At 40.3% G+C, this 13,151-nt stretch carries 15 protein-coding genes; 13 read left to right on the top strand and 2 right to left on the bottom strand.

Annotated features, from left to right (window positions below; all coding sequences use genetic code 11):
• The first annotated feature begins 186 nt into the window (after nt 1-186).
• Complete coding sequence (locus HM131_RS20735) at nt 187-414, top strand: hypothetical protein (RefSeq protein ID WP_157130831.1); 228 nt, start codon at nt 187-189, stop codon at nt 412-414.
• Between the two features lie 67 nt (nt 415-481).
• On the opposite strand, the gene HM131_RS13925 is transcribed toward HM131_RS20735, so the two are convergent.
• The gene (locus tag HM131_RS13925; protein ID WP_085030338.1) at nt 482-1,369 is read right to left on the bottom strand and encodes an alpha/beta hydrolase; all 888 of its coding nucleotides are present in this window, start codon (nt 1,367-1,369) and stop codon (nt 482-484) included.
• 154 nt (nt 1,370-1,523) lie between these two features.
• On the opposite strand from HM131_RS13925, the gene HM131_RS13920 reads away from it, so the two are divergent.
• From HM131_RS13920 to HM131_RS13895, 7 genes are all read left to right on the top strand, one after another.
• Nucleotides 1,524-2,609 (top strand): glycosyltransferase family 2 protein, encoded by a 1,086-nt coding sequence (locus tag HM131_RS13920; RefSeq protein WP_085030337.1) that lies wholly within the window; start codon nt 1,524-1,526, stop codon nt 2,607-2,609.
• The gene (locus HM131_RS13915; RefSeq protein WP_085030336.1) at nt 2,609-3,064 is read left to right on the top strand and encodes a glycosyl-4,4'-diaponeurosporenoate acyltransferase CrtO family protein; all 456 of its coding nucleotides are present in this window, start codon (nt 2,609-2,611) and stop codon (nt 3,062-3,064) included. The genes HM131_RS13920 and HM131_RS13915 overlap by 1 nt, the downstream gene beginning before the upstream one ends.
• Nucleotides 3,065-3,316: 252 nt before the next feature.
• Nucleotides 3,317-3,886 carry a DUF4269 domain-containing protein gene (locus tag HM131_RS13910; protein WP_232324791.1) on the top strand — a complete coding sequence of 190 codons (570 nt, stop codon included), beginning with the start codon at nt 3,317-3,319 and terminating at the stop codon, nt 3,884-3,886.
• Complete coding sequence (locus HM131_RS13905) at nt 3,870-4,457, top strand: hypothetical protein (RefSeq protein ID WP_085030335.1); 588 nt, start codon at nt 3,870-3,872, stop codon at nt 4,455-4,457. The genes HM131_RS13910 and HM131_RS13905 overlap by 17 nt, the downstream gene beginning before the upstream one ends.
• A 315-nt stretch (nt 4,458-4,772) precedes the next feature.
• Nucleotides 4,773-6,800, top strand: a complete 2,028-nt coding sequence (locus HM131_RS13900; RefSeq protein WP_085030334.1) for a penicillin-binding transpeptidase domain-containing protein — start codon at nt 4,773-4,775, stop codon at nt 6,798-6,800.
• Between the two features lie 70 nt (nt 6,801-6,870).
• A complete protein-coding gene (locus HM131_RS21185) occupies nt 6,871-7,005 on the top strand; it encodes a hypothetical protein (protein WP_269749096.1) in 135 nt (44 codons plus the stop codon).
• A 285-nt stretch (nt 7,006-7,290) separates the two neighbouring features.
• Complete coding sequence (locus HM131_RS13895; protein ID WP_232324790.1) at nt 7,291-7,431, top strand: aspartyl-phosphate phosphatase Spo0E family protein; 141 nt, start codon at nt 7,291-7,293, stop codon at nt 7,429-7,431.
• Between the two features lie 344 nt (nt 7,432-7,775).
• Here HM131_RS13895 and HM131_RS13890 read toward each other — a convergent pair whose 3' ends face one another.
• On the bottom strand, nt 7,776-8,087 hold the full coding sequence (locus HM131_RS13890) for a DUF3243 domain-containing protein (protein ID WP_085030332.1): 312 nt from the start codon (nt 8,085-8,087) through the stop codon (nt 7,776-7,778).
• A 443-nt stretch (nt 8,088-8,530) separates the two neighbouring features.
• Here HM131_RS13890 and HM131_RS13885 point away from each other — a divergent pair, with 443 nt between their 5' ends.
• From HM131_RS13885 to HM131_RS13865, 5 genes are all read left to right on the top strand, one after another.
• On the top strand, nt 8,531-10,696 hold the full coding sequence (locus tag HM131_RS13885; protein ID WP_085032007.1) for an FUSC family protein: 2,166 nt from the start codon (nt 8,531-8,533) through the stop codon (nt 10,694-10,696).
• 49 nt (nt 10,697-10,745) lie between these two features.
• A complete protein-coding gene (locus tag HM131_RS13880) occupies nt 10,746-10,940 on the top strand; it encodes a hypothetical protein (protein WP_157130829.1) in 195 nt (64 codons plus the stop codon).
• Nucleotides 10,941-11,050: 110 nt separating this feature from the next.
• Nucleotides 11,051-11,428: a hotdog family protein gene (locus HM131_RS13875; RefSeq protein ID WP_085030330.1), complete on the top strand. Its 378-nt coding sequence runs from the start codon at nt 11,051-11,053 to the stop codon at nt 11,426-11,428.
• An 83-nt stretch (nt 11,429-11,511) separates the two neighbouring features.
• The gene (locus tag HM131_RS13870) at nt 11,512-12,117 is read left to right on the top strand and encodes a class I SAM-dependent methyltransferase (RefSeq protein ID WP_085030329.1); all 606 of its coding nucleotides are present in this window, start codon (nt 11,512-11,514) and stop codon (nt 12,115-12,117) included.
• Between the two features lie 146 nt (nt 12,118-12,263).
• Entirely contained in the window at nt 12,264-13,073 is an 810-nt protein-coding gene (locus HM131_RS13865; RefSeq protein WP_085030328.1) for a helix-turn-helix domain-containing protein, read from the top strand.
• Nucleotides 13,074-13,151 lie beyond the last annotated feature (78 nt).

The following is a 13,151-nucleotide window of genomic DNA, read 5'->3' as shown; positions in this document are numbered from 1 at the left end:
ACTTTTTCTATTAGTCTTCTAGCCTTGCTAGGAATCTACTATTTTGCTTTCGATTTTCAGTATTTAGATTATAGTGTTACCGAAAAGGGCCAATTTGTCTTACATGAGGGTTTAAACGAACCAGGTACTATAGCTAACTCTGATGTAAGGGATAAACAGGAGAGCTTATCTATTTTAGGTTCTTATATGGAACAATTTAATAACTGGTTGCTTGTTTTTATTTGCATTGTTCCGTCGTTTATAGCTACCTATGCTGTCTTATTTAATGAGAAACTGATGAAGAATGCTCGAAAAAAGAAGAAGTACATATCCATAACGGTGATTGCAAATGTGACTGTCTTAAGTATATTTCTCTATCAATGGATTCGATATATTGAGTTAGTTAACGATGCTTATCACGATGTTATGTTCTAATTAAGAGGAGCGACCTATCAAAAAGAAAATCACAATCACCGTTTAAATTAGGAGCAGAGGAAGCGTCCTAGTATCGGCATCTTGAAATCACATCTCTTATTTCCTCTGCGATTAAATTCCATGCTTCTTCAGCTTTTTTCTCAGGCCCTAAATGAGTAAAGGCATGGTAGCAATCTTTAAATTTAACTTCCCTCACTTGATTGCCTGCTTTTCTCAAATTCTCAGCATAGACTTCGGCTTCTGGGGTAAATGCATCGTATTCTGGTATTACAAAAAGAGCAGGTGCAAGTCCATCTATCTCTTTAGCAAAAACAGGCGATGCGTGCGGGTGGCGTGCTTGACCTTCCTCAGGAACGTAGCATCGATTGAGAAAGTTGGCTACCTGAGGGTACTTGGCCCGTCTTGGATCAGGTTCCGGCTTCTCTGCATGGGGAGTGACGAAATCAAGCATTGGATAAGAAAGGACCTGAAGGATGGGCTGAGATTGCTCTCGTTCCTTTAACAGTAAACAGAGAGCCGCAGCAATATTCGCTCCAGAGCTTTGACCGCCAACCATCAACTGGTCTGGATTAATATTCAGTTCATTCGCCTGTTCTTTGATCCACTGAAAAATTTGGTAAACTTGTTCAAGCGGTTTTGGAAAAGGATACTCGGGTGCTTTAGCGTAGTCAATATTTATAACAACAGAGTCAGTATCATTAGCAAGCTTCCTGCAATAGGGATCGTCCATATCTTTCGTATTCATAATAAAGGCTCCACCGTGAAAGTTGAGGTAAGCAGGAAGATTATCTTCCTCCCGTCCTAGAGGATAATAGCAGGTGATATAGGTAGGCTTTACCCTTGTTTCTATTAACAACTCTTTCTTTGATTCTACAGGTTGGACGGGGACCATAGGTCTTTTTTCTGCTTGGTTAGGCCATACTCGTAGTAGCTTTGCGATTAGAGGTGTAATCATAACATACTCCTTTTTTATTCGTTGTACCCAGATTAAAAGCTCAATAGTCATCTTTTACTTTTTGAAAACCTCTAGGTTTGACTAACGACAAAGCGAAAAGGGTACATTTACATTAATATAACCACAATTTATTGAAAAGCTTGAGGTGATTGCAATGTGGTTTATGATAATGGCTGTCACGGCAACTCTTCTGCTTTTTTGGCATAGGGTTTCTTTTCCTATAGGTAAACAAAAAAGTACAGCCTCCTATTCCATTATTATTCCTGCGCGTAACGAAGAAAAGAACCTGAAACGTTTATTACCTTCTATTCTAGCAGTTGAAAGTAAATATAGAGAAATTATTGTAGTTGACGATCATTCTGATGACCAAACAAGCGAGACAGCGGCTCTTTATGAAGTTAAAGTGATTGAGAACCCGCCGTTACCTAATGGATGGATGGGAAAATCATGGGCGTGTTATAACGGAGCAAAAGCAGCTTCAGGACAATCCCTGTTTTTCCTTGATGCAGACACATGGTTCTCGCCACTTGGTGCAGAGAAGATTATGGGTTATTACGAAACAAAAGGATCAGATTCTTTGATTACGGTGCATCCTTATCATTACATGGGCTCGTTTTGGGAAAAGCTATCAGCTGTATTTCATTTGGTTGTCTTTGCATCTTCAGGTATTACTAGCATTTTTAAAAAAATGGGCGGGGCACAAGGTGGATTTGGTCCCTGCCTAATTATTGATGCAGATACGTATTGGGATCTAGGCGGGCATCATGCGATTCGTTCTGAAATTGTCGAGCATCTTGCGTTTGCAAGAAAAGCGGAATCAAAAGGAATAAAAACATATGCGTTCAGCGGAAAAAATGTCGTAAATATGAGAATGTATGAGGCCAGCTTTAGAGCCGTTGCTCAAGGGTGGTCAAAGAGCTTCGCCTCTGGAGCCTCAACAGCTTCACCCATCATGTCTTTCGCGAGTATCATATGGATCACATCTGTCGTTTCATACCTTGTAAATCTATTTGAAACAGGCTGGTGGACGATAGTCGGTTATGGCCTTCTCGCTCTATTACTATATAGGTTTTTGCAAGATGTAGGCAATTTCCGCTGGTATGATGGACTTCTATTCCCGGTGTATTTTCTCTTTTTTGTCTTACTTTTCGCATTCTCTTTTGTAAAAACCTATATCTTCAAGCAGTCTACCTGGAAGGGACGCCAAATTGTAGGTAAAGAGAAAAGAGGCTCGTCTTGATGATTCTTGTGAATGCTATTGCCTGGCTTGTTATTCATTTGAGTGTAAGTGTGATTGTCTCGCAATTTCCACTCTCTGTTGTCATGAGCTTTTCAAAGTTATATCAACTAAGGGAATGGGAAAGACAAGGAGCTATTTACGAACGTTTGAAAATTAAACAGTGGAAGAACCGGCTGCCTGAAGCGAGGAAATGGGTCAATCAGGGGAAAGGGAAAACAGGATTTCGCTTGCGAAATGAAACGGAGTACAAGGAGTTCATTCTGGCAACCAATCAATCTGAACTCTCTCACTGGCTGCAAATAGTGCCCGCGCCCCTATTCTTTCTCTTTAATACCCCGCTAGCAGGGTGGATCATCATGGTGTATGCCGTTTCTTTTAACCTTCCCTTCATCATGGTCCAAAGGTACAACCGAGGCCGTGTTGAAAAAATACGATTGTCTTTGCAACAGCCTTAGGAATAAAAGATTGAATATCCTTTTTTAGTTTTTCGAATATTTAGTCTAAAAGGTGTACCCTAAGTAGTAAGACCTTTAACCTGGTTATCAAGGAGGATATGGTTCATGGTTAGAGGGGGCTGGTTATTGCTTGGAATATTTAGCCTGTTAGGTTCCCCGGGCGATGATTTATGAAGAGCATAAAGGATTTAAGAGGTGCTTATCTCAAGTTGAGAGAGCACTTTTTTAACGTTCCATATATAGGAGGGAAATATGAAGGTGAATAAACTCTTTGAAGAGATGCAGTATGGCAGTCGAAAGCAAAAAGACGCTTACACGGCAATCCATGAGCTGGGTGTATTCGAAGATTTAGCGCACTATAACCCGGCACTATGTAGAACATTGCCTATAGGAATCGACGTGGCAGATTCAGACCTTGATATTATTATGGAGGCCAATGATCTGCGTGCTTTTGAGGAGGAGGTTCAATCTCATTATTCTAATGAAAGAGACTTCTCCATAAAGAGAACTACCATCAGAGGAAAAGATAGTGTAAAAGCTAACTTCTTCTATGGTGGATTTGAGTTTGAACTGTTTGGTCAAGCCGAACCGGTCGACAAACAATATGCCTATATACATATGAAGATTGAGTACGAGCTACTTCAAAGACAACCAGCCTTAGAAGATAAAGTCAAATCGCTTAAGAAACGAGGAATAAAAACAGAGCCTGCCTTTTGCCAACTATTGAACATTAAAGGAGATCCGTATGAAGCTCTTATTGCTTACGGAAAAAAGAAGGGAATCATTCCCTTGAAAGATGTTGGGAGTGATCGCGCTGGTTAAGGGAAAAAAGGCAAGAATCTTAATCTATATCATGCTTTTACTCATTGTTTTGCTTGGAATGGGTTCGTATCAATACTACCAAAAAGTTAAAAAGGAAAGTCGTCAATTCGATATCTTTCTCAATCACCTTTACTTTTCCGTAGATCACAGCATAACTAAGTTTAATAACATACTTGAGAAGGACCCGGAAAATGGAGAGCTCGATGAAGCATTAAGATTTCTAGAACAAGATTTAATCAAAACTCATACCATTATTGAAGATGCCAGGGACCTCTTGGATTATGAGATCCCAAATACATATTTTTTCTATGAAATTACTTATATTTTAAATGGATACGACATCAAGGATACAACGGACACTGCACCCATGAGTGAAGTTGGAAAGCTTGATGAAAAAGAAACCCAGATACTAGAAACATATCGGGACCATTTGTTAGACGCGAAAGAAGCGATGTATTCAGCAGAGACGTTGCAAGAAAACCCTGAACTATCAATGAATGATGTCAATGAAATTATAGCTACTTACTTAACCCAGAGCACAGAAGACATTTATCGGAAGTCTTTTAGGTAATCTAAAGGAAATTTATTGTGGTTTGACAGCCCATTTGATAGGAATGAACAGCAGTCATTGGCTCTCATGGATAAGAGAATTGAGGAAGTTTGTAGAAAATTTAATAAAAGTGAAACCAAATGGAATCTTCTCCCGTCCAATGTTTAACGATAAGGATAAAGGGGTCTGCTCGAATACATCTCTAGTCTATTACACTAAACGCTTCGAAAAATAGATCATTGACGAGCGTTACATCAGTCTACCACTCTCTACTTTTGTTATACTTCTAGTAATAAGGAAAATTTTGTATGAATCAGATATAGGGGGAGCCATACATTGAAACTATTAAAATCACTAGTACTTTTTCTAGCATTTTTAACACTTGTCAGCTGTTCCCAGCAGCCGAAACCGGAAGATACTTTCAAACAATACATGAAAGCATGGGAAAACCAAGAGTATGAAAAGATGTACAGCCTTATTAGTGAGAGCTCGAAAGAATCGATCACTCAGGAAGAGTTCTCGGAAAGGTATGCCACCATTTATGAAGGAATCAATATGGAAGAGTTGGCCATTTCATTTGAGCTGCCCGAGGAGGAACCGGATTACGATAAAGAAGAAAAGCCAACTTTTGAATATCAGGTTAGTATGAATTCGTTAGGAGGAAAAATCGATTTCTCTCATAAAGCAGAACTGGTTTACCAGGAAGGAGAGGAAGAGGGTCAATGGCTTCTCAACTGGACTCCTTCTATGATTTTTGCTGGCATGAATGAAGGGGATAAGGTAAGAGCGAGGGTCCTTTCCCCAGAACGGGGAGAAATTTTTGACCAGAACGGGAAAGACCTTGCCGTAAACGGTACGGTCAAAGAAGTCGGTCTCGTTCCAGAACGAATGGCAGAGACGGAGGAGAAAAAGGAAGAAGCGAAAGAGGAACTAGCAGCCATCTTGGATATTAGTGTTGATGTTATTAATCAGAGGCTTGAACAAAAATGGGTCAAACCAAACTCATTTGTGCCGTTGACGTCTATTGCAAAAAGTGAAGAAAAACGAATGGCTTCCATTGCCGAAATACAAGGAACGTTAATTCAAGATAAGTCAGCGCGTGTCTATCCTCTAGGAGAAGCCGCTGCCCATTTAACAGGCTATGTTAGGAAGATTAATGCTGAACAGCTTGAAGAAAGAAAAGACGAAGGATATACAGCAACGAGTATAATTGGGCAAGCTGGACTTGAGGCTGTCTTAGAAAAAGAGTTGCGAGGTACAAAAGGTGGCCGGGTGTATATTGAGAATTCAGAAGGAAATGAAAAAGAAGTATTAGCCGAACAAGAACCGGAAGATGGAAGAGATGTTAATTTAACCATAAGATCCGACTTGCAACAGACGGTTTACGAACAGTTAAAAGGAGACTCTGGGTCTTCAGCAGCGATTAATCCTACAACAGGGGAGGTCTATGCGCTTGTCAGCTCACCCGCTTACGATCCAAATGAATTTGTCCTTGGCATAAGCGGAGAGCGCTATACTGAATTAAGAGAAAGTCCAGGACGCCCGCTTGTCAATAAGTTCACAAAAACGTATGCACCAGGATCTACGTTTAAACCGATCACCGCATCTATTGGCCTTGAAACAGATACCATTAACCCTAGTGAAGAAATGTCGATTCCTAATAAGACCTATACGCAAGATGGCTGGGGCGGTTATGCTGTCACAAGAGTCGATGGAGCTAATGTTGATAAACAAGTGACCTTACGTGATGCGCTCGTTCGATCTGACAATATATACTTTGCCCGTTCCATTCTTGAAATTGGCGGTGAAACCTTTTTACAAGAAGCAAAAGAGTTTGGATTTGGGGAGGAAATTCCATTCCCTTATCCAATCACTTCCTCCCAGCTTTTAAATGAAGAAACCTTTGGAAAAGAAACTCTTATAGCTGATACAGGTTACGGGCAAGGACAGGTGGAAATGAGCACGCTGCATTTAGCGATGTCCTACACTCCTTTTGTAACAGATGGTACGTTATTGAAGCCAGTATTAATGAAGGAAGATGAAACAGCTCAACCGTGGCATGAAAATATTATGAGTCCGGAAACGGCTGCGACAGTGCGTGAAAGTTTACAAGCCGTAGTTGAGACACCAGAAGGAACCGGATATGAACCGCAGCTCTCTGGAATCGAACTTGCTGGTAAAACCGGAACTGCTGAATTAAAACAGTCGCTTGAAGTTAAAAATGGCCAGGAAAACGGTTGGTTCGTTGCCTGGAATACAGATTCCTCTGATTTGCTAGTCTCGATGATGATTGAAGATGTAGAAGGCGGCAGCCATTATGTCGTTCCAAAAGTTAAAAACGTTTTTAAAGAAAGTATGCAGTAAACAGAAGGCAGGCTGAAGCATAGAGAATTCTCTATGCTTCAGCTTTTTTTACTTGAGAGGAGGGGTGTCCGTGTTTACGAACAAAAGAATCATCATTGCTCTAGTGATTGTACTTTTTGGATATACCTTCAGCTACTATCAGAATTATGCATTGGAAACCACTAAGATGAAGGTGACGTCAACCGATTTGCAGGGGGGCTGGTAGCTCCAAATCAGGTTTTTTTCCTGAATATACAGGAGGTAATTATAAAGAAAGTGGATCAGTTATGGTTCTAAGCCATGGATTAGGGAATAGTATCATTCCAGCGGATTTTCAACCGTCCAGAGGTGGTGACAGTTACGTTAATAAAGAAAAACTCTTAGAAAATTGTTTAAATAAACAGGGGGGGAGTATACAAACCAGAATGATTGAATGATAGAATATTCTTAATTAAAGATATAGGTAAGGGGTTCAAAAAGGTGAGGTGGATGAAAAATAGAAAATAGTGAATTGAACGCTGAGATTGAGGTGCTCCGCAGAAGATTGTATGAAGCGTATGAAAAAGGAAGCAGCTATGAACAACTCGTCCATATATCTCAAAAGCTAGATTTTTTACTTAACCAACTGAATAAAGATGAAGCAAAGGTGTAAATGGTTCCTTTAATGAAAAAAAGCCCGCAACAGCTGTTGCGGGCTTACCGTCTATGTATCATTCACTATTGGTGAATGTTTGATTGAGGGTTTAACTTAGACGGTACTCTTATTTTACCATCATTTTTCTACTATAACAATTTATAAATTGAATAGGAGTAAAATTCCTTTGATATTCATTAGCAAAGAATAGTTCACTCAGCGTCATCGATTAATCAATCCTATTCGTTTATGTATCGATCTTCTAAATCATTAACAATCATTTCCTTCGAATTAGAGGAAACAATCGCTAATCGTATTTATTAAAAACCCCGTTCTCTTTATTGATGAGAACGGGATGATTTTTAGTATGAATTGGTTCGATCCGCCAGTTTTACTAACACGTGAGCCATGTGTTCGCGTTCTTCTTTGTTAGCTACGCTCCATAATTCATTAAGAACTTTTTCTTCACGGTTACGAGGCTCTTCATGTTTAGCAAGGTAGTCTCCGACACGTTTAGCACCTTTGGAAAGTCCTTCTGAATCTAATCCAATCTTCTCGCCTTTGTGTACCTGGTCTCCTAAATAATCTTTAAACGATTCGAAATTCTTCATAATGTCGTCTTTTTTATCTTCACTCATTTTCGCTGCTGCATGCTTTGGATCTTTTTCAGCCATTTGTAAGAATCCTCCTTTTAATTATTGTACAATACCATTCCCATTAGAAGATTCCTAAAACATGTTGGCGTAGTTGAATGTGCTAAACAAGAAGGTTTTCTAATCATCTATTCAAAAAGATTGGTTTATGCTTAACCATTAACAGATGTAGGAGACCATTTAAAAAGGGTAGCTGCCCGTACGCTGATATATCTGATAATTCGCTGATATATATCGTCGATCGCCGATATATATCAATGTTTGACGATATCGCTCTGCTTTCGCTGATATCCGCACTCAAAAAATCGGAGGCTCCACATCAAAAAACCACATCTAAAGAAATTGTGAGAATGGCCCGTATTAAAGCTGCTGAAATTCAGCCGCTTTTCTGTTCATATCAGTTGTTCTATCCACAAAAAAAGATTACTATAAAAGGATATCTAAAAAAGGAGGTGCTTGTACTAGTGAAACAGATTTATTTGCAATCCTATTATCTGAGGCGCTTGTTAGCGTCTGATCCAGGTCGGAAGCGTTTGAATCAGGCAGGAAAAGCGACCATAAGTTTAATTTCTGCCGTGTTCGCGAGTACACTCCTCCTTAATATGTTCGGCCATCCTCCGTTACTGCCTTCTATCATTGCTGGTATTTGTGGCTTGATGGGGATCATGATTGTGATGGATGACACCAAAGAGAAGAAGCAAGTGACCACATTGCTGCTCCCTTTATCAGCAGCAGTTGGTGTGACCGTAGGGTCTTTACTTGCAGATTATGTAATTCTAGTTTCAGCCTGGATGGTAACCATCATTTTCTGTGGTTTTTACTTCTCCAGATTTGGAAGTCGCTACTTTTCCTTAGGCATGATTGGTTTTTTTACCTCGTATTTCTCATCGTTCCTAAAGCTTTCGCCGGATCAATTTCCATGGTTTTATTTAACGATCCTTATAGGTGTCAGTTTTGCTTTTTTCTATAATTTTGTTTTATTCAAGGATTCGGTCCAGCTGCTGAAACGGAGTATGAATTCTTTTCACCGACAGGCAAACCTCACTTTTCAACTGCTGATAGAAATTATTCAGGATACCAAGACGAGTGATTCGAGGAGAAAGAAACTGGATTACAATGTGAGGAAATTACGTGAATACGCGAACAATGTTTCAACAGATCTTAATGCTCAGGATATCCGTGAACTCTGGCCTGGGCTTGGAACGCAGCAGCTTAGACTGTACGTGTTTGATACGGCCATGTTTGTCATGACGATGTCGGAGAGTCTGCAAAAACTGAAGAATGATGATGCTCTGGAAATGAAGGAACTGCGTACGCTTCTTGTGAAAGTAATTTATACATTGCAACAAGCAGAAGTTCTTAACCCTGACTATCGTGAAAAGAACTTGGTTGAAGCAGAAAAAGTGATAAAGTCTCTAAGGGAAATGATCGATAACTTGTTTAAAGAGCGTTCTTCGCAGCCGGAAGGATGGCTCTATTTAGTACGGAGAGTCGAGGCAATTGCCACCCATGTAACGGAAGGTGCCCTTGAAATCCAGGGATCGATCCATAAGCTGCCAAGCCCTATGGAAACAATAGATGAAGCGGATGTGGAAGAGGAAAAAGAGAAAGATAAAGGAATGAAGCCGACAACCAAGAAGGCCATTCAATCGGTGATTGCAGGAACGATTGCTGTTATTGTTGGTTACGGAATTTCGCCAATTCAACCCTACTGGGTGCTATTAACTACGTTCATCGTCCAGTTAGGGACTGAAACCGTCGGACGCACGTACCTAAAAGGATTAGAGCGTTCAATTGGAACCGTCATCGGGGCTGTATTAGGGTTCGGATTAGCCAAATTGGTGTCAGGTCAGCTTCAGCTAGAAGTCATCCTGCTGTTTTCATTCATTTTTTTGGCCTTTTACCTTTTACCTGTTTCCTATACGATTATGAGTCTTTTTATTACGATGCTGATTGCGTTTATGTACGACCTCATGCTTGGCGGAATCACATTTGAGCTGTTAGGTGCACGCGTCATTGATACGATTGCAGGTGCAGCCATCGCTCTTGGTGTAGCAGCAGTGATTTATCCAACAAAAACGATGGACAAGGTGTCACAGATCTTTACCGATTATTTGGAGGAATTGGAATCCTATGTAACGGATTACGTACGAAGCTTTAGGGAGCCTTCCGATATCAAGGCCCTGGCTGATCGTGCATTCCAGTTGGATGCTAAAATTCAGGAGATCGAAGAGGAGTCCAAACCACTATTACAAGGGCCAGGAGTTCGTAAATATTCAGGTCTGCCGAGATGGATCACTATTTTTACAGCGATTAACTATTATGCAAAGCACCTGGTGGCATCGGCCTATCAGAAGAATTTTACCTATCCAGAAGAAGTAAGTGACGTTTTTCTAAGGGTGGAAGCAAAGTTTAGCCACAATATTCAGGTCCTCACAACGATGATTGAAGAGGAAGAAGTAATTGGAGAGCTTTATGATTTATATCCTGAGAGAGAGCAAGTCGAACGGCACGCTCCAGGTCATAATGATGGCGAGGGAGACCTTGTCCATCACTTGTACTATGTTTGGAAAATTAATCAATCCCTCCTTGTGTTAGGCAAACGGATGGGTTTAAATGAAAGGAAGTAAGGAAACAAAGAAGAGTACCTTTTTCAGTAGAGGAGGATGCTCTATCCTTGTGTCTGGTAAGATTTATTACAAACATCACTATATCGATTTTGAAGTAAAGTATGAACATGAAGATATAATGGAAGGATTAATTAATAGCGAGGAAGCGAAACGGGGATTGATCCAAGCAATCAACCGAAAGTTCCGTGTCTTGTTTCCTCCCTCAAGTGAAATTGATCCCGTCCATGTTCGACGCCTTTTATGATTATTGAAGAACCGTGACATTATTAGTCTCGGTTTTATTAATTCCTTTAATTAAGAAGCCTCCTAGCCATTTGTTATAATGAAAGGTAGTAAATTTTGGGAGGGAGCAAAATGGAAATTAAGAAAGGTGAAGTATTCGTATGGTCAAGAACGTTCAATGAAGAGGACGTGTCTCAATTTGCCGAGCTAACAGGAGATAAGGGACTCCATCACATGGAGCGTAACAAAGATGGGAAAGTAATGGTTCAAGGGTTGCTTACGGCAAGTCTCGGTACGAAAATCGGTGGCGACCTGAACTATATCGCGAAAACTATGGATAGTGTCTATTTAAGACCCGTCTTTTCCGGGGATACGATTGAATGCGAATTAACTCTAACGAAAGTGAAACAGAAAGATGATTACAAAGAAGTAGAATTTGAATCTGTTTATCGAAACCAGGCAGGTAAGGAAGTGCTAAGGGGGTACAGCAAGGGGATTATCCGAGATTGAGGTGAGCGGGTGATAAACTCAGAGATCTGGTAAGAATTTATTTTCGCCCTTCAATATAATGGGATACATAAAAGAGTGAGCGAATGTCTAAAGAGTTTTGGAATGAAAGCTTTTCTGATCAAGAATATATTTATGGGTTGCAAGTGAATGAATTTATCAGTCAAAAAGCAGGACTTATCTCTGCTGGTTCAAAGATCGCCTGCTTTGCAGAAGGAGAAGGACGCAATGCTGTTCACTTCGCAAAGAGCGGTCATGAGGTCACGGCATATGATCAATCTTCGGTCGGGCTGGAGAAAACATTGGAGCTTGCGAGACAGAATGGCGTGGAGGTAAATACAGTAGAAGCTGATTTGACGAATGATAAAGTAGAGCAAGAACAATATGATGCAGCAGTGATGGTGTTTGGACATGTCCCGAAAGCTGGTCAAGACTTTCTCATCCATAACATGATTGACTCAGTAAAGCCAGGTGGTTACGTCATGTTCGAAGTGTATTCAAGTAAGCAATTGCAGTACGGAACGGGAGGACCAAAGGCCGAAGAGATGTTGTATGAACCTGGTGATCTCTTACAATGGATTCAGGACCATGAGTGCTTGCACTTTTACTATGGCGAGGCAGTTAGAAATGAAGGAAAACGCCACTCCGGACTTTGCCATGTCATCCAAGGAGTTGTCCGTAAGTCATCATAGAAGATAAGTCCAAGCTAAGACTTGGACCTTTTTATTGCGAGGAATTTATGAAAAGACAAATTTTTAAAAAAACTTTCAATAAATAGACACCACATCTTAACAAGTTTCGATTATAGCCTAAACAGTCGAACTTGGAGGATATGGATATGCAGATGAATTGGGTTACAAGTGAACAACGTTTTACAAATAAGGCGGAGCTTGACCGCCATGTCAGAAGCTTTCTTTTCAAAAGGAAAGCCGCTTTATCAGAAGGAACACTGAAAGTATTAAAAATGGTATGGAGGCATGCGATCAAGTATCCGGGTGTTTCCTTTATGAAGAAACAAACCATTGCAGATAAAACAGGCTTGAGTACAAGAACGGTAACGAGAGCATTGAATAAATTAGCGGATGAAGTTCTTATCAAAAAAGTTTCTACAAAGAAACCGAACGGTAGACAGGGAGTGAATTTAATTGTTTTTCTCCCTCAAGCTGATCTTTTTTTACCTGACGATGTCACCCCATCTGTCACCCCTGATGTCACTCCTCAACTTTCTTCAGACACCTCATGTGATAAGCCACCAATGGAAGAATCTTCAATGGAAACAAAGGAAAAACAAAGAAAAGCTTCTTATAGAAATATAGACTGCATCGACCACTCCTATTTACCTTCATTCATTCCCATTCCTTTTATAAATGGGACGAAACCTTTCCTAAATCCAGAAGAAGTCCTGCGTGCCTGGAGGACAGTAGAAAATGCTTTCCGGACAACGGCTTTAAAATGGCCGGTGGAAGAATATATCCAGACGATATTAGCAACGTTTAAGCGCGCAGTTTTCGCTCGTAAGCATGAGATGGTAAAGAAGGATTTATTCAGTTATTTTTACGGAGGGCTAGTACAAGGGTTTAAGGAATTGGTAAGAAAAGAAGTATCGGAAGATCGTCAAACACTCTACTATAATTGGTTAGAAGAATAGACAAACGGTTTCTGAAAATCGTTGACAGAATCTTAGCACTTGGGTATGATATGAATTGTCAGTGATAATGAGAATCTT

The sequence above is a fragment of the Halobacillus mangrovi genome, assembly GCF_002097535.1.
GTDB classification, from domain to species: Bacteria; Bacillota; Bacilli; order Bacillales; family Halobacillaceae; genus Halobacillus; species Halobacillus mangrovi_A.
The sequence above is the reverse complement of the archived record's forward strand: the minus strand, read 5'-3'. Positions and strand labels throughout refer to the sequence as shown.